The following is a 26,021-nucleotide window of genomic DNA, read 5'->3' on the forward strand; positions in this document are numbered from 1 at the left end:
GTGCCGCTAGCGGCTCACGCTGAATTTGCCTCGGACATAACCGACTCCCGCGGCTCCGACGCTGGCCACCACAGCCATCGCGCCCCACGCCCGCGCCGGGTTGCCCCGAGCAGCCGCGCTCGTCTCACGGCCGACAGCACGCGGCAGAACCTTGGCGGTGTACGCACGCTCGGAGGACAGTGCGTCGCCCGCTCCGATCAGTCGGGCGATCGCTGCCTTGGACACACCCTCGGCGTAGCTGCGGGTGATGAGGTAGCGGGGTCGCGTCCGATCGGCACTGACGGTGTGATCGACGACGATCGAGGGATCGAACACGATCTGCGCGTCGGGATGCGTCTGGCGGAGGCGGATGCACAGTTCCGTCTCCTCGCACCCGAGCGGAACACGTCCGATCCGGCCGATTCCGGAGACGAAGCCGCCGAGTTCGACGACCGGCGCGCGGCGGAACGACATGTTCGCGCCCATGAGATTACGGACCTGAGCGGTTTCCGTGGGCTGCCCGCGGTAGGTGCACCCGACGACCCAATCGAGTTCGCCGGGTTCACCCACTACCTCGGCCGGTAAGAAGGCCGGACGCTTGTCCGGCCATACCGGGTATGCAGAGCCCCCAACGGCGTACACGGCATCATCCGAGTAATGGGACAGAATGGCGTCGAGCCATTCGGTCGTGCGTGGGGACGCGTCGTCGTCCAAGAAGACGACGATGTCACCCGTGGCGAGGTCCAGAGAGGTGTTCCGTGCCCCCGACAATCCTCGTGGGTGGCTGTTCTCGACCACGTTCACGGTGTCGCTCAGCGGCAGGAATTCCGTTCGAGCGCGTTCGGCCAACTGCTGATTGTGGTCGACGACGAGAATCAGCTCGTCGGCAGCGACGCTCTGATCGAGAACGGCCCGCACGGCATCGCACAGTTCGGACCATCGAGCCAGTGTGTACGCGCAGATGACGACCGAGGAAGTCGGCAGACTCACGCCGTTCTCTCGCGGAGCTCGATGACCTCGCCGAACGATTCCATGACCTCGAACTCGAGGTCCATGTCGGTGCGGGCGTCGATCGACTCACGCGACGGGCGAGCGATGTGCTTGCGGGAAATTCTGCGGGCGCGCATGCGCTCGGTCATCAAGGTGCGCAGCACCCGGAAGCCGTCGGAGAAGGTACGTAGGTTGCTCTGGCCGTAGATGCGAGCCAGCTCGACACTCGGCACTTCTTCGATCCGTACGGACGCCTCGGCGAAGCGGCAGTTGATGATGGTCTCGATCTCGAATCCGTCACCCCACAGCATCATTCCCTCGCTGCCCGGCTGATCGACCACGGGCAGATCCAGGACCGGCACCAGGTCTCGCCAGAAGGCGTTGTAGCCGTAGCAGAGATCCGAGAAGCGGGTTCCGAAGAGTGTGTTGGCCACCAGGTGCAGACCACCGTTGCCGGCGCGGCGCAGCGGCGTGATGTCGTGGCTGCCGCCGCCCTCGCAGAATCGGCTGCCCTTGGCGAAGTCGGCACCGGCGATCAGGGCATCGACGAACCGGGGGATCTCGGCGGCGTCGGCAGAGCCGTCCGCGTCGAACATGACGATGATGTCGCCGGTGGCGGCTTCGAAGCCGCAGGCGAGCGCGTTGCCCTTACCCTTGCGGGTCTGGCGGATGACGCGGATGTCGCTGCGAATCTCGCGCGCGGCATCGATGGTTCCGTCGGTGGATCCGCCGTCGACCAGCACGAGCTCGTACTCGTGGGACAGCAACGGGAGGACATGGCGAAGGTTTGCAGCCTCGTTGAGAGTCGGGATGACGACACTGACGCGGGGATTATGACGATTCAACATATCCATTCCAGATGTTCGAGTTCGGTGGGCACTAGCTGATCGAGCTACTGCAGCTGTATCTGACCGATGCGACACGACCCCCGCCGAGTTCGCACGTAGGTTTCGGCAGGATTGATCTACCCGTCGAACCCACTGTCTTTTCCTGACTAGAAGCTTAAAAGATGCCATGGGATTGTCAAGCTGCGTATAAACGTACTCGAAGAATGTTTGCGGTGCCAGCTAACGAGAGTGATGTCGCTTACGCTCGTACGCGGTGCTCACGACCTGTCGTCGGCGACGCGGACTCGTCGCGCGGATCGACAGCCGGCGCGGCGTGCTCGGCACCACCGCCGCCGGACAGGTCACCGATCCATCTGATCAGGGGCACCAACAGAACCACGGCACCGAAGGCTTCGGCCGCCAGGTAGGACCAGCCGATGCCCGCGATGCCCAAGCTCGGGGACAGCGTCAACGAGCCGGTGACGATGATGATGGTGGCCGCTATCTGAACCAGCACTGCGAGCCGCATACGGCGACGAACTCTGGCCAGACCGTCGTACAGGGCCCCGACGACGGACAGCGGGATGGTCACGGCAGCGAGATGGACGATGATGGTCCCGTTCTCGCGGTAGTCGGGGCCGACGATACCGAGTCCGAACGGCGCGACGACCGCCAGAAAGAACGATCCGCCCACGGCGACGATGCACAGCAGGCCGATGAAGCGTTTGGCCAGCTTGGAGAACTGTTCGGGATGTGCAGCCGCCTCCGCCACGAAGGGGCCCACCAGTACCCCGATCAACACGTAGATGGCGCTCACGATGGACCAGGTGAGCGAGAAGTAGGCATTCTGCTCGGCACCCAGCGTGCTCACCACGATGATCGGGATCATCAGGGGTGCCAAGGTTCCCAAGGCAGTGATGCCGTAGGCCGACCCGAAGTACGACCACAGCTCTTTACGGGGCGGCAGGTTCGGTGTGAGCTGGTATCGCGGATCGGTGCCGAGCTTCTTCCCGAACGCGCGGAACAGCACTATCGCCGCGATGGCCGCTGGTACCGCCCACGCCGCGATGATGGTGAAACTACGGCCGGTTTCGTACGTGACGGCCAGGACCGCCAACTTCACGACCGCGTGGAAGACATTCTTGGCCGCCGCCCACCGCGCGAAGCCCAGCCCGGACGACGTCTGATCCTGCAGCGCGAACACGGCCAGTACGCCGACGAAGATCGGGAACGTCGCGATCTCTGTCGTGGTGGTGAACAACTCGTCCACCGGTGCCACGACCAAGAACGCGCATCCCAGTATCAGCGCCAGCGACAGCACGGCAGCGTAGCCGCGAAGCACGTAGGACTTGGCCCGCACGCCCGCGGTCGGCAAGAACCGCTCGTACATCGAGCCGAGACTCAGATTGGACAGCGTCGCGATCATCACCGCCGACGCGATCACCGCCGATGCACTGCCGACTTCTTCGACGGGGAACAGCCGGCCCGCCACGGCCCAGAAGGCCAGACCGAGCGCGCCGGTGGCAACGGTGGAGAACATCATCGCGAACGAGTTCAGTGCGAGATTGCGGCCGGCGGGCTTGGAGCCTGCAACGGCAGTGCCCGACGCCTCGGCCGCGGTGAACATCGGGTCCCCGTCGGGGATCGAATCGGCCGCAGACAGCTGTCCGGAGGGTTGTGCCGGCACGATCGCGAACTCGGGCGGCACCGCGTGAAAAGGCACGGTGCGGCTGTTGAAGCCCATGTCCCATCGGACCTGCTCGACGGGGTAGTAGTTGATCTTGTCGAGTCGGCCGTGATCGGGCGGGGGTACCCGGCGAGCGCGATGTTTCACAACGGCGTCCAGTTCACCTTCACAGGTGGGTCCTGCGGTTCGATGTCGACTCCCAGCGCCGCACCGATCGTCTGCAGCATCTCGGCCCGAACCGTGTCGCGAACATCGCGTCCGAAGAGGGTGTGATCGCCGTCCGTGTACGCCTTCACCACGGGTGGGTGCGCGGGCTCGGCCCGGCGGCGCAACCGATGCAGGCTCTCGGGGCCGCGGTTGTCGAGGAACCACTGCTTGTCGTCCGGCACAAGCAGCACGGACGCGTCGACTCCCTTGCGCTGCAGTTCTCCCAACGAGATCTCGGGAACCTGGATCCAGCCACGACGGCCGAGCGCGAGCCACAGTCGGTACGGCATCCGGGGCTGCGACCAGTTCTTGAAGCGAACGGCGGCCGTGTGTGCGCGGTCGAGTGCGATCGCGGTCAATCCCTGCTTCTGGGCAATGGTGGATCTCTTGGTGAAATCGACACGCCGCGTTGTCCATTCGCGCATATTGATCAGGATCGCCGTGTTCAGGCCCTCGCGGTGGGCGGCGTAACCGGCGTACCACGCGCCCGAGCACAGACCTGCCGCGACGATCTTGTTCGGCGCTGTTCCCACGGATCGGACGGCGCACACTGCGTCGTCGTCGCCGAGTTCGCTGTAGAGCGTGGGTGCGTCGTCGGCACCGACGTCTCCACTTTCTCCTGTACCGCGACGGTCGAAACGGACCGAGGTGATGCCCGCCGTCGCGAGGGTGCGGGCCATCTCGACCCACAGCCGTACCGGTCCGACCCGGTGCTCGTACGCGGTGCCGTACATGACCACGGCAGGACCGCCGGGCGTCGTGGCCACCGCGGTGGTGCGGATGGAGAACAACTCGTCGTCACCGAGCCGCTCGATGGTTTCGACGACGTCGCCCCGGGGAGTTGCGACCACGGCGGAACGTCGAATCGGAACGGCGACCGGCGTGGTCGTCGACGCGAGCGTGGCTTCTACCCAGCGCGCAATCACGTCGATGTCCGGACGCGGAATGACCACGTCCCAGGCGGGCGGCTCGAGGAATGCGTCGTGATTGCGGAGCGTGTGCTCGTCCGCCTGCTGTGCGGACACGAGTCTGCGAACAGGTGTCGCGTCGGCACGTTCGCTTCGGGTTGCCACCAGTACCGGGCAGTCGAGCCGATCCAGCTTCGATGAATCCAGGGTCGAGAATTCGGCGGCCACGCCGGCATGCAGGACCGCGCCGACGATGGACACTCGCGGGTCCGACTCGTCGTCTCGCGCAACGGTCATCGAATACAGGGCGCGCTGTTCCCGAAGATACGAGCGGCCACTGACGACCGGATCCCAGAACACCATTCCCGTCAGAGGACCGCACCGATCCGCCACGGATGCGGCGAGCAGCGAGCCGGCACGCAGACCCACGACCGCAACATCCCGAACACCGCACTGCCGAACGAAATCGACCGCAGTGACCACGCTGCGTTGCCACTGTTCGACGATGCCGTCGTCGTCCTGTGCACCGGACGAGTCGCCCGTTCCCGGATAGTCGAAGCGCAGTACGAGTAAGCCTTGCGCGCACAGGCGCTGTGCCAGCAGGACCAGACCGCGGTACGAGTCGACCTGCTCCTTGCCGAGCGGCGGCGCCAGCACGACGGCACCGCGCGCAACCGATCCCTCGGGAACGTGCACGGCACCGAGCAGCGGCGATGTTGCCGACCCGAACCAGGTCGACTGTCTGCCCGGTACGCCTGCCTCGGTGATCAGTAGCTGTTCCAGGTCGGCGGTACCGTTGTCGGCGGACTCGGATGTCGCCGTATTCGTGGTGTTCACAGCGCGCTCCGATCGCTGGTAGGGATGTCGACGTCGGCTACCGACGTCACGACCGAAGCGACCTCGGCCACTTGTCGCGGTCGATACCGTGGGTCCGCAACAGCGCCAGCGCAATACGCTCCATGCCGAAGCCGACGCACGCACTGTGTGCAGGTTCGCCGTCGACGGTGCTGATGTCGAAGGTGTGGCCGAAATGATCGCGATGGCAGTTGCACGAGACCACGGCCGTGCCGTCGTCCAGGTCTCCGTACAGCCGCACGACCAACTCGGTCTTGAGGTTCTCGTTGCGTTGATTGGCCGCGAGCATGCGACCTGCTCGACCGAAGAACGGATCGTTGGCGATCACGGCTTCCGCCTCGAGACCCAGGTCGGCGAGTACCTCCAGGCCGCGCTGCACCCACCTCTCCCGGTGGGCGACGGCGTCGTCCGGGGTGCCGACCCGCACGATCTCGTGCATGCGGAAGGCCTGCATGCGAGCAGGGTCGACGGCAGGCTCGTGCCGGAAGCAGTAGCCGTAGATGTCGTACGTCGTGCCACCGGACGGGAGTACGGACGGCAACATCGAGTACGACGGGTGACATGCCGCGGACACCAGCATCGTCCCGGCCGACTCGAGGTGGTGATCCCAGTCCTTGCCCTCGGATCGATCGGCGAGCAGCGCGGCGTGGGCCTTGTTGTCGCCGTCGAACGTGTTGATGGCACCGGTGAGATTGGGGAACGACGCGATGTAGTCGGTCTTCTCGAATGCTTCCCGCGGGAAGACCGGCGGGAACCGGAACCTGGGCACACTCGATCCGTGCTCCGACGCGCTCGCGGCCACGACCCGACGATCGATGGATTCGATGATGTCCTCGAACTCGCCGGACCGGCCGTACAGACCAGGTACCGACGACGGGATCAGCAAGCCGGCATCGACGAGCTCTTGCCTGAATTCGCTTCGCGCCGAGTCCAATTCGGAGGTCTTGTCCTGTGTCTGGGTCATCATTTGCCTTTGTAGAGAAGCGCGAGTTGAGAGTTGTGCGCGAGGATGCGTTCGTTGCTGACCATGATCGCCGAGCCGTGCGCGTCGCGTAGGTGCCGTCCGATGCTGAAATCGCCGTCTTCTCGGTACCCGGAGATGCCGCAGATCTGCATCGCCTTACCGACGATGTCGATGACGAGAGTCGACGCCGTCACCTTGACGTTGTTGATCTTGACGGCGAAGCCGATGGAACCCAGCTCCTCGGGGGAATCTGCGATGGCCTCGAACTTTGCCGCTGCACCGAACACGGTGTCGACGAGTTGCTCGTGGGCCACGAACAATTCGGCCAGCCGCAGGGCGGAGGGAGGAGTGACACCGGGGCTCTTGCTCGCCGCCTTGCGAACGAACTTGCGTGACTTGGACACGGCTGCGTCGGCGATACCGAGCCAGGCCGAGGCCCACAGCACATGGGCGACCGGAAGCATTGTCTGCGAAGATATCTCGCCGTAGTTGTCGCGCAGAATGCTCGATCGGTCGGCCACGGCGTCGAGCTGGAAGCCCGGGCTGCAGGTGCCACGAAACCCGAGGGTGTCCCAGTTGCTGGTGCGTTCGAGGGTGACGTCGGGCTTCTGGCACACGACCAGCACCTGATCGCTCGGCGGGCTGTCCACCGTGCGCCGCGCCGTCGCGAGAACGATCTCGGCGTATTCGCCGTACGAGATCACCGGGGCGGTCTTGGCCAGGTGGATGCGGTCTCCGTCGTACTCGACCGCGCAGCTGCTCGAACGCACGTCGCCGCCGATGTTGATCTCCGTCGTCGCCGACGCGACGAGCGGTTGATCGGCTGCGATCCGGCGCAGCAACGCGTCGGACGTGGGGGTGCCGCCGTGCCTGACGATGCTCAGGATCTGAGACTGGTGCATGACGAAAATCATTGCCGTCGAGGCACATTCGGCACCGAGGTCGCGTGCGATTCGGGCGAGCTCGGTGAGGGACAGGCCACCGCCGCCGAGCGCCGTCGGGATCGCGGCGGCGAACAGATTTGCCGAGCGCAGAGCGTCGACGGACTCGGCGGGAAACCTGCCCTCGCGGTCGACCTCGGCCGCGAACGTGCGGAGGGTCTTGAGAACATCGGTGAGGGGCAGTTGCGCGGGGCGACTGTCGGACGAGACCGTCATGGTCGTCAGCCCGCGAGTTGGGCGACAGCAGCTGCGATCGCGTCGATGCTCGCGAATGTGGATTTCTGCAGCATCGCGTCGGGGAACTCGATGTCGAACTCGTCCTCGAGGCCGATCATGACGTTGACACTCGCGTGCGAGGTCAAGCCACTGTCGTAGAGGTCGGAAGCAGAGTCGATGTCCGACGCGGCGACCGGCATCTTGCCGAGCTTGTCCAGCACATTCCGAATGCGTGCGTCGAACTGCGTACTGAGTGTTTCCATCGTGACGGACCTCCACCGATTGCTTGGGTGCGAGACCGGGCGGCCTCGCAAGTCGTACGGGCCGACGGAAAATATTTCGACCCGCAGTCTCCCCAGACCCGGGTAAACAATATCTCAGATTGTTTGAACCCGATACCGCATACCGAGTGCAAGTTTCGTGACCTACGTCCCGCATGTCGGTTTTTCGGCCCGTTTGCTCGTTTCGGTCACGCCGAGCGTGCGTACGATAGGTTCCGATCGTCTGTTCATACGGCAAGCAATCGAAGGACAACACTCGATGGGACCAGTCTGCGGCGTGGCCGTGGAGTCGTACGCCCTGCGCATCGCCTACACCGATGGTGACCGCCGCGTCGTCGAGTCCGTCGACATCGAGCTCACCGATCCGGACCGTGCGATGCACGACCTGTCCGACCGAATCGGAGCGCGCGGCCCCTTCGACTCCGTCGTCTTCACCGGGCGCGAGGCGCGCACCCTGCGCTACGCGGATTTCACGACGTCGTCTGGCCTGGCTGCGTCCGTCGAGACGGTGGACGAGCATTGCGCGCTGCTCGCGTTCGTGTGTTCGCTCGACACCCTCGCCGACGCGACGAACGTGCTGGTGCTCGACCTCGGCAGACACGGAACGTCGGGCTTGGTCGTGAACACCGCCGAAGAAACCGTCGGATGGCACGACCGAACCGAGTCGTTCGGCGGCGAACGCCTCGACGACGTGGTGCAGAGCGTGGTGATGACCAAGGGAATCCTGCCGGAACCCGAAGGGCCGGAGGGTGTCGCGTCCTATCGCACGTTCTTCCGAGAGCTTCGGGAGCTACTGACCACGTCGGCCGGTGTGCGCGCGCCCAACAACGGCCCGATGATCCTCGAACGCGACGAGTTCGAGGCGGCCGCCACCCCACTGATCGACGACTTGCTCGAGTGGGTCGGTCCCCGGACTCCCGACGCGATCGTGCTGCTGGGAGGAGTGGCCAACAGCCCCCTCGTCCAGCGACGGGTTCGCGCCACCTGGCCGGTGCCGCTCACCGTCCACGACTCGGTGTCGGCGGTTGCCGAGGGCGCGCTGATCAGGGCCGAAATCGGCTCGAAGCAGGCCCCCGATCCGGTAGTGGAACCCTCGCCGGTGGTCGAACCCTTGCCGGTAGTGGAGGTAGCGGATTCGGAGTCGTCGTCCGAGGTCGAGTCGACGACGCACTCCGAAGCGGAACCGGAACCGGAACTCACTCCGGAAGACCCATCGTCACGAAGAGTCCGTGGTGTCGGTCGCCGCGGGGTCGCTGCGATTCCGTTGTCGTACCTGTCGACTCTCACGGACCGGCAGTGGACGCGGCAGGCGGCACTCAAGGTCGGTGCCGTGGCGGTGTCGGTCGGAGTCGTGGTTGTCGCGCTGATGTTCGCGCTCTTCGCCGATTTCGACAATGCGCCCAGATCCGTGATCAATACCGACCCCGGTTTCGAGGCGACTCTCGCCGAGATCGCACCCCCGGTTGCCGACACACCTCCACCGGACCAACCGGCTGCGGCGGGACCGACCACACTGACGTACGAGCAGCTCTACGTCGAGCAGTACTCGTACACCGGTGAGATGTACCAGCCTCCCGGCGAGGCGTCCGACATCGGTTTCGGCTCGATCTACACCGAAGCAGAACAAGCAGGCCCGTAGGCACCCTTTCGTGCAGCTCGCCGCGAGACGGTACCGTGTGCGGGTGGACTCCCGATGGGGCGTTCACCGAAACCGCCGAACGAAGTGAGGCCGACGATCGTGACTGTGCTGCTTGGGGTGTCCATGGGGACCCGAGCCGTGCGCACGGCGCAGCCCAGAGCCGACCAGTTGGAAGCCTCCGGCGATACCTCGTCCGGCCTGGTCACCGACGTCGAGCGGCCACTGTTCTTCCGCAACGAACTGATCGACAGCGCCACCGGGGACCTCCCGCACCTGGCCGCCGAATCGATCGGCGCCGCTACCGAAGTCGATCCGGAACTCTCGACCGGCATCGCCTACCGGGATCCGCGTCAGGCGGATGCGCTGCGTGCCGCCTTCGCCGGTGCCCACCTGAACAACTACCACCTGGTCCCCGAGGTCGAGGCCGTCGTGGAATACCTCGCCGTCACCGGTGAGGCGCGGGGTGCCCGCTCCGTCGCCCTGTTCGACCTCGGTAGTTCGGGCCTGACGGTCAGCGTCGTCGACCTGACTGCGCGCACGGTGACTGCGTCCCAGCGCTCGGGTTCCTACAGCGGTGATCTGATCGACGCGTACGTGCGCAACAACCAGCTCCAGCGCCTCGGTAAGCCGGCGACCGACCCCGACATAGCGCTGTTCGAGAAGCGATGCCGCATCGCCAAGGAACGTCTGTCGACTCAGGACGCAGTGTGCCTGCCCGACGCGAGCGGGATGATCCTGCTGTCCCGGGAAAACTTCGAACTGCTGATCACAGACCTGCTCGACGAGGCGATCGAGTTCGCCCGCGAGGTCATGATCGGTGCCAACGTGCCCATCGACGCGGTCGTGTTGATCGGTGGTGGCGCACGCATGCCCATCGTCCAGCAGCGCGTGGGCCCCCTGCTCGAACTGCCCTCGATCGTCCCGACCGAGCCCGAGACGGTCGCCGCACGCGGGGCAGCACTGGCCGCGCGGCCGAATTCGCGCACCAGAACCGCGCCGGACCGCACAGTGCGCGACGCGCACGCCAGTGCGCCGAGACGCCGACACACGGACAGCGCTGCTGTTCTCTCGCCTGCTCCGGTGACCCCGCCTGTGCCTGTGGTGCCGCCTGCTCCTGTGGCACCGACGCCGCCGATGCCTGCGCGTTCGGAGTCGCAGCACGCCGCACCGCCGGTCGCCACGCCGAACTCGACTCGTCCCGTGCCGGCACGTCCGTGGATCGCTGCCGCATCGGTGACCGAATCCGCTGCTGTGGCAACAGGTTTCGAGTCGTCGAAGTTCGCCGACGCGCCGGGTGATATCGACGCGCCCGCCGATACCAACTCGCCCGCCGCTATTCCCGAGGCGTCGACCGTGAATGCTCAGCATTCGTCGGAACCGACCGCTGTGCACGACATTTTCGAGGACGGTGCGGGTGAAGTCTCTGCTGTCGCCGTGGAAGCGCCTGCAGTACAGCCGGTGTCGCAGACCTCCACCCCCGATGCTGCCGCCGGCATCGGCGAGGACGGGAAGCCCGTTCCGTTCCAGCTGAAGAACATCTACTGGCTCGACGCCGACTACGACGACGACGACGGTGAAGACGATCGCACTCGCGCACGGCGCAGGCTGCGTACCGGCGGAGTGCTCGCGTTCTGCGCGGCAGCGGTGGTCGCCGTGTCCGGCTTCATGTTCACCCACCAGAACTCACCGCAGGTAGTGGACACCTCGGTCAGTCGCGATCAGACCGATACTCCGGTGGTCACCACGGTGCCGACAACGACGCCAGCTCCCGTCCTGTTGCCGCCACCGCCTGCGCCGGAACCGACCACGACCGTGGAGCCGACGACCGAGCAGCCGGAAACCACGTGGGAACAGCCGGTCACGACCACCGAGACCACCACGGTCGAGCCGCCACCGGCACCCGTCGAGTCCGTTCCTCCCGTCACTACGCAGCAACCGCCGCCGCTGATCCCGGGCTTCCCGGACTTCACGTTGCCGGGCTTCCCTCCGATCGTGCCGCCGGCACCCTGATCGTCTTCACTTGTCCGCGTTCGTGTTTCGCGGCCTGATGTGCTCGAAGATCAGGATGGTCTCCGTCGCCGCAACGGCGGGGTCGGCACTGAGATTTTCGACGACGAAATCGCGCAGGGTGGCCGTGTCGACCGTTGCCACATGCACCAGGAAGTCGTCGGCCCCGGCGATGAAGTAGATGTTCAGCGTCTCCTTGCGGGACGCGATCTTCGAACCGAATTCGCTGATCCGCCGTCGAGCATCCGCTTGCAGCCGAACCGAGATCATGGCCTGAATGCCCTGCCCGAGGGCCTCGGGGTCGATGTCGGCGTGGAAGCCGCGGATGACGCCGCGTTCGACGAGCGCCCGGACTCGGGTGAGGGCCGTGGACGGCGCGATCCCTGCTGCGGCCGCCAGCGCATTGTTCGGTGTGCGTGCGTCTCGACGCAGTTCGTCGAGCAGGATGTGGTCGATTCGGTCCAGGGCGACGGACCGAACATCATTCGATCGAGCCCCCTCTTCGACCGGCTCGAATGAACTATCTGCATCCATAACCGGATGATACAGAATTATGTTCACATCCATTGCAGCTATTCCGCACATAATTCATAGTTGGCATACCCACGGAGCGTCGCTTCGGTCACCGCCACTGCAGGAGGACGTCATGAAAATCGGAATTCCACGCGAGATCAAGAACCACGAATACCGGGTGGCGATCACCCCGGCAGGCGTGCACGAACTTGTCTCGCGAGGACACGAAGTGATCATCGAAACCGAGGCCGGCGCCGGTTCGTCGTTCACCGATACCGATTACAAAGCCGCAGGCGCGCAGATATTCACCGACGCGGTTGCCGTCTGGGACGCGGCCGATCTCCTGCTCAAGGTCAAAGAACCCATCGCCGAGGAATATTCACGCCTGCGCAAGGGCCAGGTGCTGTTCACCTACCTCCATCTCGCCGCGTCCAAGGCCTGCACCGACGCGTTGCTGGCGTCGGGCACCACATCCATTGCCTACGAAACCGTCACTGCCGCAGACGGATCGCTGCCCCTACTCGCGCCGATGAGCGAAGTTGCCGGCCGTCTGGCACCGCAGGCCGGTGCCTACCACCTGATGTCGAGCGAAGGTGGCCGCGGTGTACTGATGGGTGGCGTACCGGGAGTGCGTCCCGCCAACGTCGTCGTGATCGGAGCCGGCGTCTCCGGAAAGAACGCCACTGCAATCGCTTTCGGCATGCACGCCGATGTCACCGTACTGGATCTCGATGTCCGGGCACTGCGCGCGATCGACGATCAGTACCGCGGTGCCGTCAAGACGTTGGTGTCGAACGCGTACGAACTCGAACAGGCCGTGCTGGCTGCCGATCTGGTCATCGGCGCCGTACTCGTTCCCGGAGCGAAAGCGCCGAAGCTCGTGTCGAACAGCCTGGTCCAGCGCATGAAGCCAGGATCGGTTCTGGTCGACATCGCCATCGATCAGGGCGGTTGCTTCGAGGACTCGGTGGCCACCACCCACGCCGATCCCACCTACAAGGTGCACGAATCCGTTTTCTACTGCGTGGCCAACATGCCAGGAGCCGTGCCCCGTACGTCGACGTACGCGCTCACCAATGCCACCCTGCCCTACGTGGTTGCTCTGGCCGACAAGGGCTGGGAAGCCGCCTGCGCCGCGGACCCCGGTCTCAAAGCGGGCCTGAGCACCCATGAGGGTGAGCTGCTGTCCGCGACCGTTGCGGCGGCGTTCGCCTGACCGAGCGGCTTCGCCGCACGTGCACGAAAGATCGGTACCTGCTACGAGTTTCCACTCACATGCGGCGAAGCCGCTCTACGCGCTGTGGCGGCCCGAGCCCCGCGAACGTGCAGGCTTGGCCGCCCGCGGCGACGGGCTCGTCCGCGACGAGGTGATCGGCCTAGCCAGCAAAACGGCGATGGCAGTGGTGAGGGGTACCGACAGGGCCAGCGCGACGCCACCGACGGACGACCGCACGATTTCGATCGCCACGGCGTCGCCGGTCAACACGTCCTGGAACGATCTGCCTGCGACGCTGAAGAGCAGGAGCAGCGGAAGCGCGCCACCGGCGTACGCGAGCACCAGGGTGTAGACGGTGCTGGCGATGTGATCACGGCCCACCCGCATCGCGGCTCCGAAGATCTCGCGCCTCGATGCCGTCTTGTCCACCGACGCCAACTCGAACGCGGCCGACGCCTGCGTGATGGTGACGTCGTTGAGCACACCGAGCGATCCGATGATGAAACCGGCCAACAGCAGTCCGGTGATGCTGACGTGGGTGATGTAGGTCTGGACCTCGGTGTTCTGTTCCTCGGACAGTCCCGTCAGATGCGTCATTCTGATCGCGACGTAGGACAGGACCGCGGCCAGCCCCATCGAGGTCAACGTGCCCAGTAGCGCCGAGCTGGTCCGCAGATTGACGCCGTGCGCCAGATACAGCACGGCGTACAGAATGATCGCCCCGGCGACCAGCGCGACCGGAATGGCCGGAGCGCCGTCGAGCAGCGCGGGCAGCATGAACACCACCAGTACCGCGAAGGCGATCACCAGCCCGACGAGAGCGCGGAAGCCACGCCATCGGGCGACGACGCAGATGACCACAGCGAACACTGCGACGATGATCGACAGCGGCAGTCCGCGCGAGTAGTCGTTGAACGAGTACTGCACCGCGCCGGCCGGGTCGGTCTGCTTCACCAGGCGGATTCCCTCGCCGGTACGCAGATCGGGCTGCCCCGGGCCCGGTGCGATCTCGAGGACCGTTCGTTTGCCCGCGTCGTCACCGGTGGTGATGTCGATGATGCTGCGTTGGCATTCGTAGGAGTCGTTGACCGGGGGAGTCGGGTTACCGCTGAACGGCCGCCCGGCGTCGGGGCTGCCGCAGGAGCCGATGCTCTGCGAGGTGACGGTGCCGGCCTCGGTGGTGACCGCTCCGCCACCGGTGGTCTGGAACGGCAGCGGAATGTCGACGCTCTGCTCGCTGGGCCACAGCGCGATGGCTCCGGCGATGACGGCGATGGCAATGGCGACCAGCAATCCGACGACGACCTTGGCTGCCACCGGTCCCAACGGAACGGGGGAGTCGCTGTGTCCGTGACCGTGACCGTGACCCACATGAGAAGTGGAGCCCGGCGAGATGCCGTCCGAGGGTTGCGTGCCGTGTGGTTCCACGGTGCAAGGCTAGTACGGGGCCGGATCGGTACCGGCCGGGTACTCGGCCGATGCGAGGAGCTCGGTGGCGGGGAGCAGGGGGGGGCGTCCCCCGCCACCACCTGATCGACCCGGGGGGGATGGGTACGACCAGGGCTCGCGGGCACCGAAGTGCCGTCCGCCAATGTACAGATGATTCGCCGCGGAGGCGGGATCACCCCGGTGTTTTGTCCATCACTTTCAACTACTTGTCGGTAACTTCGAGCCTCACTGTTTGTACGAGGACAGGAAGTTGCCGAACCGCTCGATCGCAACGGCCAGATCGCGCGCCCACGGCAGCGTCACGATCCGCACGTGGTCATGCCCGGGCCAGTTGAATCCGGTGCCCTGCACAACCAGGATCTTCTCCTGCAGCAGCAGGTCCTGTACGAGCTTCTCGTCGTCGTAGATCTCGTGCACCTCGGGATCGAGTCGAGGGAATGCGTACAGCGCACCGCGCGGCTTGACGCACGAGACCCCGTGAATGGCGTTGAGCTTCTCCCACGCGACATCGCGCTGCTCGAGCAGCCGCCCGCCGGGCAGGATCAGATCCTCGATGCTCTGATATCCACCCAGAGCAACCTGAATGGCATGTTGGGCAGGCACATTGGGGCACAGACGCGTCGACGCGAGCAGGTCGATGCCTTCGATGAAGCCGGCGGCGTGCTTCTTCGGGCCGGTGATCGCGAGCCACCCGGCACGGTAGCCGGCCACTCGATACGCCTTGGACAGACCGTTGTACGTCAGGCACAGCAGATCCGGCGCCAGGCTCGCCAGCGAGGTGTGCTCGGCGTCGTCGTAGAGAATCCGGTCGTAGATCTCGTCGGCCAGCAGCAGCAACTGATGCTTGCGCGCCAGATCGACGATGCCCTGCAGCACCTCCTTGGAGTACACCGCACCCGTCGGATTGTTGGGATTGATCACCAGCAGCGCGACGGTCTTCGGGGTGATCTTCGACTCGATGTCGGCGAGATCGGGATTCCACCCGTTCTCCTCGTCGCAGATGTAGTGCACCGCCTTGCCGCCGGACAGCGTCGTCATCGCCGTCCACAACGGGTAGTCCGGGGCCGGGATCAAGACCTCGTCGCCGTCGTCCAACAGTGCCTGCATCGTCATCGTGATGAGCTCGGAGACGCCGTTACCGAGATAGATGTCGTCGACGTCGAGATCGGGGAAACCCGGTTCGAGTTCGTAGCGCGTGACGATGGCACGTCGAGCCGACAGGATGCCCTTCGACTCCGAGTAGCCCTGGGCCACCGGGAGCGCCGCGATCATGTCTCGCACGATCACGTCCGGAGCCTCGAAGCCGAACGGGGCCGGATTACCGATGTTGAGCTTCAGGATGCGATGGCCCTCGGCCTCGAGCCGGGCCGCATGCGCGTGTACCGGTCCGCGGATCTCGTACAGCACGTTCTGCAGCTTGGTCGACTGCTGCAACGTGCGATAACGCGGCTGTGGGTGGATCTGCGGAGTGCTCACCCGTCACATCGTGCCAGGTGAGTGCCGTGGGAATCCACGAGGTTGTCGTTCGGGCACCGCTGTTTCACTGGGCCGTGTCGGTGGCAGGTGGAACAATCTCGTTCCATGTGCGGACGGTATGCCAGTACCCGGAGTGACAGCGACCTGCAGGCGGTCTTCGACATCGCCGAAACCGTGGGCGACGAGGTGCCGCCGTCGTACAACGTGGCCCCGACCCAGACCATCAGGACGGTGCTCGAACGCGCCCCCAAGGACGAACCCGAGTCCGACGCCGTGCGCCAATTGCGTTCGGTCCGATGGGGATTGATTCCGTCGTGGGCGAAGGACGCGAAGATCGGGTCCCGGCTCATCAACGCCAGGTCCGAGACGATCACCGAGAAGCCGTCGTTCAAGAAAGCCGCAAGCCGTCGACGCTGCATCATTCCAGCCGACGGGTACTACGAGTGGGAAAAGCGTGACGGCGCCAAAGTGCCGTATTTCCTGCACGAGCAGGGCGTGCTGGCGATGGCGGGTCTGTACGAGCTCTGGCGAGACCCCACCAAGGCCGACGACGACGAGGACCGCTGGGTCTGGTCGGCCACCGTGCTCACCTCGCCTGCTGCCGACGCGCTCGGGCACATCCACGATCGCTCACCGGTGGTGCTGCCTCCGGAGCTGCGGGCGAGCTGGCTCGATCCGACGCTGACGGATCTGAGCGAGGTCTCCGAACTGCTGGCCGCGATACCGCAGCCGCGGCTCGAGCCCTACGAGGTGAGTACCGCGGTGAACAGTGTGAAGAACAACAGCCCGGAGCTGCTGACTCCGGTCTAGCCCTGACCGTCGGTACGGTGCCGGCAGATGTCGAGTATCGCGGCCCGTTCGCTCGCAGTCAGGTCGTCGGCCGCCGGGGAATCGAGGATGCGCCGAAGCCGCCGGAAGTAGGTGGACGCATCGACCCCGAACGCCACGTAGATGTCCTCGTCGCTACCGCCGCCGTACCCGTGCCAGGTACGACCGAACGTCAGGATCTCGTGGTCGACCGAGTGGGTGGTGGTCCGGCGCATGGTCTCTCCCTCGTGCTGCGTCCCACCATCATCGGTGTCACGGTTGAAGGTGCGATGAACAGCGCGTTACATGCGTGTGGAGTTCACTAGGGTGGAACAGGTGACCGCTCTCGCGTACGGATCCTGGCCCTCGCCCATCACCGCAGCCGATCTGTCGTCGGCCGGCCACCCCGTCGAGGGCGGACGATTCGTCGGACACGAGATCTGGTGGTCCGAGGTGCGTCCCACCGAACAAGGCCGAACCGCGATCTGCCGCCACGTCGACGGACAGGTCGAGGCGATCCTGCCGGCACCGTTCAATGCCCGCACCCGCGTTCACGAATACGGCGGCGGCGCGTGGACGGCAACGCCGAACGGCGATCTGGTGTTCGCGGAATTCTCCGACCAACGCATCTACCGACTCACCCCCGGCGACGCACCTCTACCGCTCACCCCGGCCCCGGCTGTGGCGTCGAGCATTCGGTACGGGGAGCTGTCGGTGGTCGGCACCGACGTGATCGCCGTCCGCGAGACCCACGACGCCGGAGCCGTCACCCGTGACATCGTCGCGATCGACCTCGGCGGCGGCGGAGTGCGCTCACTGGTCTCGGGATCGAATTTCCTTGCCTACCCCAGGCTTTCGCCCGACGGCAGCCGCATCGCGTGGATCGCCTGGAACCACCCGCAGATGCCCTGGGACGGAACGGAACTGCGGGTCGCATCGCTGGCCGATCCGTCGTCCTGGACTGTGTTGATGGGTTCGACCGAGGAATCGGTGCTGCAGCCGGAATGGATCGACGACGAGTCGCTGTACGTCATCAGCGATCGAAGTGGTTGGTGGAACCTGTATTCGGTGACGCTGGACGGCGCAGCGACGCCGGTGTCGACCCTCGATGCAGACTTCGGCGCCCCACTCTGGCAACTCGGAGCCCGCTGGTACACCGTTCTCGACGACGGCACGCTGCTGACCGTTCGCACCGTCGGCACCGATACGCTTGCCGTTCTCGACCCCGTCACCGGCACCCTCGACGACATCGAACTCGACGAAGTGACATCGGTGGGGCTCGGGGGACGGCTCGGATCGACAGTTCTGCTCCGGGGCGGCGGCGCGCAGGTGCCGTCGGGACTGTTCGCAGTAGACCTGGCCACCCGCGAATTACGCAGTGTTCGTTCGAGTTTCGAATCGATACCGGACGTCGCGTACCTGCCCGAGGGGCGTCGAGTCACATTTCGAGGGCCGGAGCGCGAGGTTCATGCCATCGCGTACGCACCGCGCAACCCGTCCTACGAGGGGTTGGACGGCGAACTACCGCCGTACGTCGCGTTCGTGCACGGCGGTCCGACGGCTCATGTGGCACCGGCGTTGAACCCGGTGTTCGCGTACTTCACCAGCCGCGGCATCGGCGTCGTCGATGTGAACTACGGCGGATCCAGTGGTTACGGCCGCGAATACCGTAACCGGTTGCGTGGACAGTGGGGCGTGGTCGACGTCGAAGACACCATCGCCGCGGTCCGTGGATTGGCCGATGCCGGCCTCGCCGACCCGAACCGGCTGGCCATCGAAGGTGGTTCGGCAGGTGGCTGGACGGTGTTGGCCGCGCTCACGTCGTCGGACGTATTTGCTTGCGGTGCTTCGTACTTCGGCGTCGCCGAACTGGAGATGTTCGTAGCCGAGACGCACGATTTCGAGTCCCGCTACATCGACGGGCTCATCGGGCCGCTGCCCGAGGCTATCGACCTGTATCGCACCCGCGCGCCGGTGAACAACGTCGACGGACTCTCGTGCCCGGTACTGCTGCTGCAGGGTCTCGACGATCCCATCGTGCCGCCCTCGCAGGCCGAACGATTCCGAGACGCCATGGTGGAGAAGGGGATACCGCACGCCTACCTCACGTACACCGGTGAGTCCCACGGATTCCGGAAACTCGAAACACAGGTGAACGCCCGAGAATCGGAACTGTCGTTCTACGGGCAGGTCATGGGATTCACCCCACCCGGAATCCCCGAACTGGAGTTGTGGCGACCGTCTAGCTGAGTGGTGGGTGTGCGCGCTTCGCCTCGAGAAATTCGAGCAGCGCGCTGGGGATGGCGCAGTACTTGCTGTTGCCGACGGACAGTTTGCTGCCCGCCTCGAACGCCGCCTTCGACGGGCCGTCGTTCTCGAGAACGAGTGCACAGAGGCGCTCGTCGGTGCGGCCCGATTCGCAGCACTTCTCGACATGCGCTCGATCGTCGGGCGACAGCGCCGTCCACCACTCGTCGTAGCGGCGAAAGAGCTTGTCCGCGTCGTCGGTCATGCCTGCTCCTACTTCTTCGGGTATGCAATTCGATTCCGACCATACTCACGATGTCCGATTCGTCCACCGCCGCGGGGTCCGACTGCGACTTCACACCCCTGGTGCAAGGTGCGCGCCCCGGCTCCGAGGTGAGCGGGGGCGCGCAGTCGGTAGGACGGGCGCGCGGTCGGGGCGTCGAGCGCGGACGGCGGCATCGCGAATCATTCGGTCGACCAGTTCGGGATGGTCGAGGTCTGCCCAGGTGATGGGTTCGACCCGTCCCCCCGATGCGATCCGCGCGGCGCTTCTCGTCCCACACCACGTCTGTCGCGGACTTGCCGTCGGGAACGTAGCGCCCGTACTCGACCTTGCCGTCGAATTCGAGAACGGTCTCGACGTCGTCCAGATCGAAATCCACGCCCTACCGACGACTGCGCGCCCCTGCTCTGAAGTGAGCAGGGGCGCGCAGTCGGTAAACGGGGTGTGAGGTTACTTCCGGCGACCCGGAACCTTTGCACCCGGAGCGAATCCGAGTCCACCGGCCTTCGGCTTGGGCGGAGTGCGATCATCCGAACCGTTGGATGTGGTCTCGGCCGCAGTGTCCGACGCTTCTGCCTTCGGCGCCTCTGTTTCCGGTGCCTCGGTGCTCGATGCCTCAGTCGGTGCTTCGGTGGCTGGTGCGTCGGCTACCGGTGCCTCGGCTTCCGGGGTCGGCTCGGCCTTCTCGGGCTCCGCTTTCGCCGGCTCGGCTGGTGCTGCGGCAGGTGCAGCGGCGGCCGCACCCGGTGTCCGCGCACCTGGCTTCTTGAATCCGGACTTCACAGCCAGGCCCTTGGGCTGGACAGTCGGCTTGGATTCTGCCGCTACGGACTCGGTTGCAGCAGCCTCGGTGGCGGGTGCCTCGGACGCTGTGGCCTCGGCAACCGGTGCCTCGGCCTTGGGTGCCTCAGCCTTGGGAGCCTCTGCCGCAGGAGCTTCGGAGACCGGTGCCTCGGCAGCAGGCTTACCCTGTGCCTTGGCTCCCGGCTTCTTGAATCCGGACTTCACGGCCAGGCCCTTGGGCTGGACGGTCGGCTTGGACTCTGCTGCTACGGATTCAGTTGCAGCAGAAGGTGATTCCGCTGCAGCATCGGCCGCTTCCGGGGCAGGTGCCGCTGCAGCCGGAGCAGCATCGGCGGGCTTGCCCGGTGCCTTGGCTCCCGGCTTCTTGAACCCCGACTTCACAGCCAGACCCTTGGGCTTGACGGACGGAGTCGACTCGGAGGGCTCTGCGGGAGCTGGTGCTTCGGTTGCCGCGGGAGCGTCGGCAGGTGCCGGAGCAGCTGCCTTCGCGCCGGGTGCCTTGCCCTTCATCTGCAGACCCTTGCCACCGGGTGCCTTGCCACCGGCCATTCCGAGACCCTTCGGCTTCGGAGCGGCTTCGGCGGGAGCAGCCGCTGCAGTGTCAGGCTCGGCGGTGTCGGCCTTGGCAGCCGAACCGGGTGTCTTCGCCCCTGGTGCCTTGGCCAGACCCTTCATCTTCAGTCCACCGCCGGCTTTCGGGGCCGGTGCTGCCGGAGCGGACTTCGGCTCGGCAGGCTCCTCGACGGGTGCGATGCGCTCGGCCTCTTCGACCTCCATTGCCTTTTCGGTGTCGAGCTCTTCCTCGGGAGTGCGCTCACGCGGGATGACCTTGATGTTCTCGGCCAACTTCGAGGACTCGACGCGGGTGATCGATTCGAGCATCAGCTGCGCGACGTCGACGACCTCGACGCCTTCGTGTGCGCCGCCTTCCTGACGTGCGGTGACACCGTCGGTGAGCATGACGCGGCAGAACGGGCAACCGGTGGCGATCTTCTTGGGGTTGGTTGCCAGTGCTTCGTCGACCCGGTCGATGTTGATGCGCTTGCCGATGTTCTCTTCCATCCACATGCGAGCGCCACCGGCACCGCAGCACATGGACCGCTCACCGTGACGCGGCATCTCCTTGAGGTTGGAGCCCGACGCGGCCATGAGCTCACGCGGGGCGTCGTACACCTTGTTGTGACGGCCGAGGTAGCACGGATCGTGGTAGGTGATGTCCTGGCTGACCGAGGCCACCGGAATCAGCTTCTTCTGCCGCACGAGGCGGTTGAGCAGCTGCGTGTGGTGGACCACGTCGTAGTCGCCGCCGACCTGCGGGTACTCGTTGCCGAGCGCGTTGAAGCAGTGGGCGCAGGTGACGACGATCTTGCGCTTGGTCTGCTCGACGCCGTCGAACACGTTGTTCAGCGTTTCGATGTTCTGCATGGCGAGCTGCTGGAACAGGAACTCGTTGCCCGCGCGGCGAGCGGAGTCGCCGGTGCAGGTCTCGTCCGCGCCGAGCACCATGAACTTCACTCCCGCAGTGGCGAGCAGCTCGGCAACGGCCTTGGTGGTCTTCTTCGCACGGTCCTCGTAGGCACCGGCGCAGCCGACCCAGAACAGGTACTCGTAGTCCTGGAAGGAATCGGCGTCCTGGCCGAAGACCGGGATGTCGAAGTCCATCTCGTTGATCCAGTTGAGGCGGTCCTTGGAGTTCTGGCCCCAGGGGTTGCCCTTGTTCTCGAGGTTCTTGAACAGACCCGCGAGCTCGGACGGGAACTCCGATTCGATCAGCACCTGGTAGCGGCGCATGTCGATGATGTGGTCGACGTGCTCGATGTCCACCGGGCACTGCTCGACGCAGGCACCACAGGTGGTGCAGCTCCACAGCACCTCGGGGTCGATGATGCCGCCCTCGATGGCGTCGGCGACGAGCTTGCGATCGGCTTCGTCACGGGCGTTCTGAGGAATGGCGTCGAGCGCCTTCTGATCGACGTTGCCCTCGGCATCGACGAGTCCGACCTCGTCGCCCGCCATGTCCTTCTTGCCGCCGGCCAGCAGGTACGGGGCCTTGGCGTGGCTGTGATCGCGCAGCGACATGATCAGCAGCTTGGGGGAGAGGGGCTTGCCGGTGTTCCAGGCGGGGCACTGCGACTGGCAGCGGCCACACTCGGTGCACGTGGTGAAGTCGAGCCAGCCCTTCCAGCTGAAGTCCTCGATCTTGCCTGCGCCGAACGCGTCGACGTCGGGGTCGGCTTCTTCCATTTCGAGGACCTTGCCGCCGGACATCATCGGCTTGGCCGGTCCGAGGGCGACCGTGCCGTCGTCCATGCGCTTGAAGTAAATGTTGGGGAAGGCCGTGAACCGGTGCCACGCGACGCCCCAGTTGATGCGGGTGCCCACGATGTAGAGCCAGATCATGCCGGACATCAGCTTGATCAGAGCAAAGATCGAGACCATGTTGGAGTTGGCCGGCAGCAGCTCGGCGAGGCGCATCGTGAAGAAGTCGGTGTAGGGGTTCGCATGTCCGTAGGTGGCGATCTTGCCCGCCTTGACGAACACCATGCCCAGGCCCTCGATGAGGACGACGGCCTCGACGAAGTAGGCGGCCTTGAATCCGGAGCCGGCGAAGCGTGACTGACGCTCGGGCTTACGCGGGTGGTTGAGCTGGCGAATGACGATCAGCGTGGTGATGCCGATGACCGTGCCGAGCCCGAGAATCTCGTCCATCAGATGGTAGACGGCGGTATCGCCGACGATGGGCCAGTGGAACTCGGGGTTGAACGTCTGTCCGTAGGCCTCGAACCAGAACACGGACCCGACCATGAAGCCGATCATCACCAGCCAGTGCGCCCAGCCGACGGTGCGGAACTTGACCATCTTGGTGTGGGCGGCGAACTCGATGATCATCTGCTTGAAGCGGGGGACGATCGGTCGCCAACGGTCGGGTGCCGGCTGACCCAGCCTCACGATGTTGAACATGCGCAGGGCACCACGAATGAAGGCGTACCAACACACGAGGCTGAGCAGAGCACCGACTGTGCCCAACGTGATCGTCAGGGCGTTCATGTCGCGGCCTTTCGTTCAGTGGCAGCTGGAGCAGCTACCGCGGGTCCAGCCCGTCGAGAGGAATACGGCGATGTTACCTGTCAGTAGATCGCGAAATCTACCGGCGGGTAACTTAGGTCAGAATCGCGTGGAGCGACGCTGGTGGTTGCGCGCACGAGACCGTCCGACGGGTGGGCTGAACTCGTCAGTAGGTTGTCGCCCGCATCACGTTAGGCGTACGGGCATGTGACACCTGTGAGAAGGCAGTCCTAACCCGGCCGAATCGGCCCGAAGCTCGAGATGTGCCGACAGCCGCGCCGTACACGAAAGCCCACGTGAAACCGAACAAAAGTTCGGTCTTCCTGTCCGATTTGGGCGTTGTGATTGTTCATAACTTTTCGGTCTCGGTAAAGGGGCAGTAGCACAACGACCGGTCTGATTGATGGTTTACACTGCCTGTGGACCAGAGGTGCGAGGACGTCATTCGGGGTGATGTCGCGTTCGACGGTTTGCCGCCAAAAGCACTGCAGCACATGCACAGAAACGGAACACAACACCACATGAAACTCAGCAAACTGGTCGTCACCTCGGCTCTCGTAGCAGTGGCTACGGGTCTGGCCAGCGGAACCGCCTACGCGCAGCCCGACAGCAGCGCCACGACCCCCGACACGAACTACTCTGTCGAGCTCGAAGACCGCACCATCGTCACCACCATCGATGCGGGCGTCTTCAAGGTTGCCGACGACGGCAAGACCGTCGACGTCCTCGACGCTGCCGACAACACTCTCGTCACCCTCCCGCTGTCGTTCAACCTCGGCGGACTGAACTTCCCGTACGAGCAGAACGTCGACGACAACGGCAAGACCCTGCGTCTGGTGCCGCAGCTCGACCTCTCCAAGGCCTCGGCCAACTCGCGCAGCATCGGCGCGACGACGGTTGCCTCGCCCGAAGAGAACTACAAGGCGCAGCAGAACTTCTCGTCGCAGCTCGGAATTGCAACGGCAGTCGGCACCCTGACAGGCACCATCGTTGGAGCGGGCCTCGGCTTGGCCGGCATTGCGATCGGACCCTTGGTCTTCGCTACCGTTCCGGCGGGTGCTGCTCTCGGAGCAATCATCGGAACCATCGTGGTTGGCGGTCCGACCCTCGTGGTTGCCGGCATCGATCTTCTGAACACGTTGAATGCGGCCCCCGGAACCTCGGCCTGGGCCAAGTAGTCACAGCGCAGTTATCCAAAAAACCCACGATCTCAGCGAGGTCGTGGGTTTTTTGAGTTCGCACGCAGCCTCGGAACTACGACGGTGACCTCGTCTGAAGAGAACCTCGCGGCGTGGCAGTAATGTGCAGCCCGGTATCGCGACAGCGTTCGGTACCGCATCGGCGGCTCGTCACCGGCACCACCGTTGGGGAAATCGTCGGCACAATCGCAGGCGCACCACCTATGTCAGGTGAGAGTGGCGGGCCTGAGTCGTGTCGGCACGAGCTTGTCCGCCGCAGTGATCACTCGGTTGCCAGACGAATGTTTCATCGGTGGTATGTGGACGGGAAGGATGGTTAGCCCTTCTTTACCAACTCTTGGTACTGTAAACGCCATGCGCACGCACAGCACCGCTGATTCGAGGTGCCCAGATGTGATGAGTGCCCGTTTGCACTCGGAGTGGAGCGCGCTGGCCAGCCAGGTGGGGACGGTGTTCTCTTCGCGCCCCAGCTTCGGTTTGAATGCCCCGCGCAACGTGAATGGGACGCTTCGGTTCGTCGAGGTGCGACGCGGCGGTGACCTCGTGGCGTTCGCGCCGCTGTGCGTGACCAGTCTCGGTCCGGTGAAAGTCGCCAGGCCTCTCGGCGTGGGGCAGGGAGTGCCGACCGAACTGCTCGCCGTGGACGACGATGCGTCGATGGAGCTGTGGGATGCGATCGCCGGACTCGACGCACTCGTGTTCGCCGATTCGATGGTCGACGATCGGAATCTACGCTCACTTCGCCGTCACCCGGCGTTCTCGGCTCGGGTTGTCGCCCGCGAGCGGGTGCCGTTGATTCAGGTACCCGAGGGCGTCTCGCCCCGCGATCTGCGCAGCACGAAGACCCTGAAGCGACTACGGCAGTACCGAAACCAGCTTTCACGATCGGGGACTCCGATGCGCATCGAAGTGATCGAGGACGTCGAACACCTCGACCGGCGATGGAACGACATCTCCACCCTCGCCGCAGCGGCCTCCGAGAGGTCGCGTTACGTCGATTTCCTGGGAAGTGGCACGGCCCGGGAGTTCCTGCGAGCCGAGGCCGTCGCGGGGCGCGTGATCATCGCCGGCCTCACCGTCGGCGGGCGTTGGATGGCGCACGATATCGGGATACGCACGGGCGACCGGATCGAGGCGTGGTTGACGCATCACGATCGGAGAGTGCGCAGATTCGAACCCGGCCACCAAATGATCGAGTGGTTCGTCGAGGCGCACGACGATCTGGGGGTCACCGTGCTCGATCAGGGCCTCGGCGTGAACGAGATCAAGAAGTCCTGGACCAACGCCGACTACGGTGTCCACGCGATCGCAGCATCTCCGAAGTCGGGGCTGCTCGCGAAAGTGATGATCGACACCCTGATGGCGTGGGAACTTTCGCCTGCGGTTGCGCATGCCCGGCGGATCAGAAGAACGCGGCCCGCACTGCGCTGACCGCAGCCCGACCCTCGGACTGCGCGCGT

The 26,021-nt window shown here is 65.1% G+C and carries 20 protein-coding genes; 7 read left to right on the forward strand and 13 right to left on the reverse strand.

What is annotated here, in order from left to right:
- Positions 1-6: 6 nt before the first annotated feature.
- The 7 genes from QM588_RS04245 to QM588_RS04275 form a co-directional block, all read right to left on the reverse strand.
- Positions 7-969, reverse strand: a complete 963-nt coding sequence (locus QM588_RS04245; protein WP_283311685.1) for a glycosyltransferase family 2 protein — start codon at positions 967-969, stop codon at positions 7-9.
- The gene (locus QM588_RS04250) at positions 966-1,817 is read right to left on the reverse strand and encodes a glycosyltransferase family 2 protein (RefSeq protein ID WP_442972858.1); all 852 of its coding nucleotides are present in this window, start codon (positions 1,815-1,817) and stop codon (positions 966-968) included. Before QM588_RS04250 ends, QM588_RS04245 begins: the two co-directional genes overlap by 4 nt.
- Positions 1,818-2,055: 238 nt before the next feature.
- A complete protein-coding gene (locus tag QM588_RS04255; protein ID WP_283311689.1) occupies positions 2,056-3,630 on the reverse strand; it encodes a lipopolysaccharide biosynthesis protein in 1,575 nt (524 codons plus the stop codon).
- Positions 3,627-5,435 (reverse strand): hypothetical protein, encoded by a 1,809-nt coding sequence (locus QM588_RS04260; RefSeq protein ID WP_283311690.1) that lies wholly within the window; start codon positions 5,433-5,435, stop codon positions 3,627-3,629. The genes QM588_RS04255 and QM588_RS04260 overlap by 4 nt, the downstream gene beginning before the upstream one ends.
- Positions 5,436-5,481: 46 nt before the next feature.
- Entirely contained in the window at positions 5,482-6,420 is a 939-nt protein-coding gene (locus tag QM588_RS04265; protein WP_442972859.1) for an amino acid--[acyl-carrier-protein] ligase, read from the reverse strand.
- Complete coding sequence (locus QM588_RS04270) at positions 6,417-7,574, reverse strand: acyl-CoA dehydrogenase family protein (protein WP_283311692.1); 1,158 nt, start codon at positions 7,572-7,574, stop codon at positions 6,417-6,419. The genes QM588_RS04265 and QM588_RS04270 overlap by 4 nt, the downstream gene beginning before the upstream one ends.
- A gap of 5 nt (positions 7,575-7,579) precedes the next feature.
- Positions 7,580-7,837, reverse strand: coding sequence for an acyl carrier protein (locus QM588_RS04275; protein ID WP_283311693.1), 258 nt, complete (start codon positions 7,835-7,837; stop codon positions 7,580-7,582).
- A gap of 277 nt (positions 7,838-8,114) precedes the next feature.
- On the opposite strand from QM588_RS04275, the gene QM588_RS04280 reads away from it, so the two are divergent.
- Both QM588_RS04280 and QM588_RS04285 read left to right on the forward strand, forming a co-directional pair.
- A complete protein-coding gene (locus tag QM588_RS04280; RefSeq protein WP_283311694.1) occupies positions 8,115-9,494 on the forward strand; it encodes a hypothetical protein in 1,380 nt (459 codons plus the stop codon).
- A gap of 99 nt (positions 9,495-9,593) precedes the next feature.
- Entirely contained in the window at positions 9,594-11,504 is a 1,911-nt protein-coding gene (locus tag QM588_RS04285; RefSeq protein ID WP_283311695.1) for an Hsp70 family protein, read from the forward strand.
- Positions 11,505-11,510: 6 nt separating this feature from the next.
- On the opposite strand, the gene QM588_RS04290 is transcribed toward QM588_RS04285, so the two are convergent.
- Complete coding sequence (locus QM588_RS04290) at positions 11,511-12,035, reverse strand: Lrp/AsnC family transcriptional regulator (protein WP_032366892.1); 525 nt, start codon at positions 12,033-12,035, stop codon at positions 11,511-11,513.
- Positions 12,036-12,147: 112 nt separating this feature from the next.
- Here QM588_RS04290 and ald point away from each other — a divergent pair, with 112 nt between their 5' ends.
- Positions 12,148-13,230, forward strand: a complete 1,083-nt coding sequence (gene ald / locus QM588_RS04295) for an alanine dehydrogenase (RefSeq protein WP_032366891.1) — start codon at positions 12,148-12,150, stop codon at positions 13,228-13,230.
- A 75-nt stretch (positions 13,231-13,305) separates the two neighbouring features.
- On the opposite strand, the gene QM588_RS04300 is transcribed toward ald, so the two are convergent.
- Positions 13,306-14,658 carry a YibE/F family protein gene (locus QM588_RS04300; RefSeq protein WP_283311696.1) on the reverse strand — a complete coding sequence of 451 codons (1,353 nt, stop codon included), beginning with the start codon at positions 14,656-14,658 and terminating at the stop codon, positions 13,306-13,308.
- Between the two features lie 246 nt (positions 14,659-14,904).
- Positions 14,905-16,155: a pyridoxal phosphate-dependent aminotransferase gene (locus QM588_RS04305; protein ID WP_222059608.1), complete on the reverse strand. Its 1,251-nt coding sequence runs from the start codon at positions 16,153-16,155 to the stop codon at positions 14,905-14,907.
- Positions 16,156-16,260: 105 nt separating this feature from the next.
- Between QM588_RS04305 and QM588_RS04310 the strand changes: the two genes are divergently transcribed.
- Entirely contained in the window at positions 16,261-16,965 is a 705-nt protein-coding gene (locus tag QM588_RS04310; protein ID WP_283311699.1) for an SOS response-associated peptidase, read from the forward strand.
- Here the strand turns inward: QM588_RS04310 and QM588_RS04315 are convergent.
- Positions 16,962-17,198, reverse strand: a complete 237-nt coding sequence (locus QM588_RS04315) for a DUF3263 domain-containing protein (RefSeq protein WP_283311701.1) — start codon at positions 17,196-17,198, stop codon at positions 16,962-16,964. The genes QM588_RS04310 and QM588_RS04315 overlap by 4 nt on opposite strands.
- 70 nt (positions 17,199-17,268) lie before the next feature.
- Here QM588_RS04315 and QM588_RS04320 point away from each other — a divergent pair, with 70 nt between their 5' ends.
- Positions 17,269-19,212: a dipeptidyl-peptidase 5 gene (locus QM588_RS04320; protein ID WP_283311702.1), complete on the forward strand. Its 1,944-nt coding sequence runs from the start codon at positions 17,269-17,271 to the stop codon at positions 19,210-19,212.
- On the opposite strand, the gene QM588_RS04325 is transcribed toward QM588_RS04320, so the two are convergent.
- On the reverse strand, positions 19,205-19,474 hold the full coding sequence (locus tag QM588_RS04325; RefSeq protein ID WP_283311703.1) for a hypothetical protein: 270 nt from the start codon (positions 19,472-19,474) through the stop codon (positions 19,205-19,207). The two genes, QM588_RS04320 and QM588_RS04325, sit on opposite strands and share 8 nt — an antisense overlap.
- Before the next feature lie 468 nt (positions 19,475-19,942).
- Positions 19,943-23,344, reverse strand: coding sequence for a heterodisulfide reductase-related iron-sulfur binding cluster (locus QM588_RS04330; protein WP_283311704.1), 3,402 nt, complete (start codon positions 23,342-23,344; stop codon positions 19,943-19,945).
- 539 nt (positions 23,345-23,883) lie between these two features.
- On the opposite strand from QM588_RS04330, the gene QM588_RS04335 reads away from it, so the two are divergent.
- The gene (locus tag QM588_RS04335) at positions 23,884-24,540 is read left to right on the forward strand and encodes an ammonium transporter (protein WP_283311706.1); all 657 of its coding nucleotides are present in this window, start codon (positions 23,884-23,886) and stop codon (positions 24,538-24,540) included.
- 417 nt (positions 24,541-24,957) lie between these two features.
- Positions 24,958-25,992 (forward strand): GNAT family N-acetyltransferase, encoded by a 1,035-nt coding sequence (locus QM588_RS04340; RefSeq protein ID WP_283311707.1) that lies wholly within the window; start codon positions 24,958-24,960, stop codon positions 25,990-25,992.
- Positions 25,993-26,021: the final 29 nt, after the last annotated feature.

The organism is Rhodococcus sp. IEGM 1354 (assembly GCF_030056855.1).
Taxonomy (GTDB): domain Bacteria; phylum Actinomycetota; class Actinomycetes; order Mycobacteriales; family Mycobacteriaceae; genus Rhodococcoides.

Coding starts and splice junctions, on each gene's coding strand:
- QM588_RS04250 (WP_442972858.1), bottom strand. CDS start 1,817: ATGTTGAATCGTCATAATCCCCGCGTCAGTGTCGTCATCCCGACTCTC.
- QM588_RS04265 (WP_442972859.1), bottom strand. CDS start 6,420: ATGATGACCCAGACACAGGACAAGACCTCCGAATTGGACTCGGCGCGA.
- QM588_RS04270 (WP_283311692.1), bottom strand. CDS start 7,574: ATGACGGTCTCGTCCGACAGTCGCCCCGCGCAACTGCCCCTCACCGAT.
- QM588_RS04275 (WP_283311693.1), bottom strand. CDS start 7,837: ATGGAAACACTCAGTACGCAGTTCGACGCACGCATTCGGAATGTGCTG.
- QM588_RS04280 (WP_283311694.1), top strand. CDS start 8,115: ATGGGACCAGTCTGCGGCGTGGCCGTGGAGTCGTACGCCCTGCGCATC.
- QM588_RS04290 (WP_032366892.1), bottom strand. CDS start 12,035: ATGGATGCAGATAGTTCATTCGAGCCGGTCGAAGAGGGGGCTCGATCG.
- ald (WP_032366891.1), top strand. CDS start 12,148: ATGAAAATCGGAATTCCACGCGAGATCAAGAACCACGAATACCGGGTG.
- QM588_RS04310 (WP_283311699.1), top strand. CDS start 16,261: ATGTGCGGACGGTATGCCAGTACCCGGAGTGACAGCGACCTGCAGGCG.
- QM588_RS04315 (WP_283311701.1), bottom strand. CDS start 17,198: ATGCGCCGGACCACCACCCACTCGGTCGACCACGAGATCCTGACGTTC.
- QM588_RS04320 (WP_283311702.1), top strand. CDS start 17,269: ATGCGTGTGGAGTTCACTAGGGTGGAACAGGTGACCGCTCTCGCGTAC.
- QM588_RS04325 (WP_283311703.1), bottom strand. CDS start 19,474: ATGACCGACGACGCGGACAAGCTCTTTCGCCGCTACGACGAGTGGTGG.
- QM588_RS04330 (WP_283311704.1), bottom strand. CDS start 23,344: ATGAACGCCCTGACGATCACGTTGGGCACAGTCGGTGCTCTGCTCAGC.
- QM588_RS04335 (WP_283311706.1), top strand. CDS start 23,884: ATGAAACTCAGCAAACTGGTCGTCACCTCGGCTCTCGTAGCAGTGGCT.
- QM588_RS04340 (WP_283311707.1), top strand. CDS start 24,958: ATGAGTGCCCGTTTGCACTCGGAGTGGAGCGCGCTGGCCAGCCAGGTG.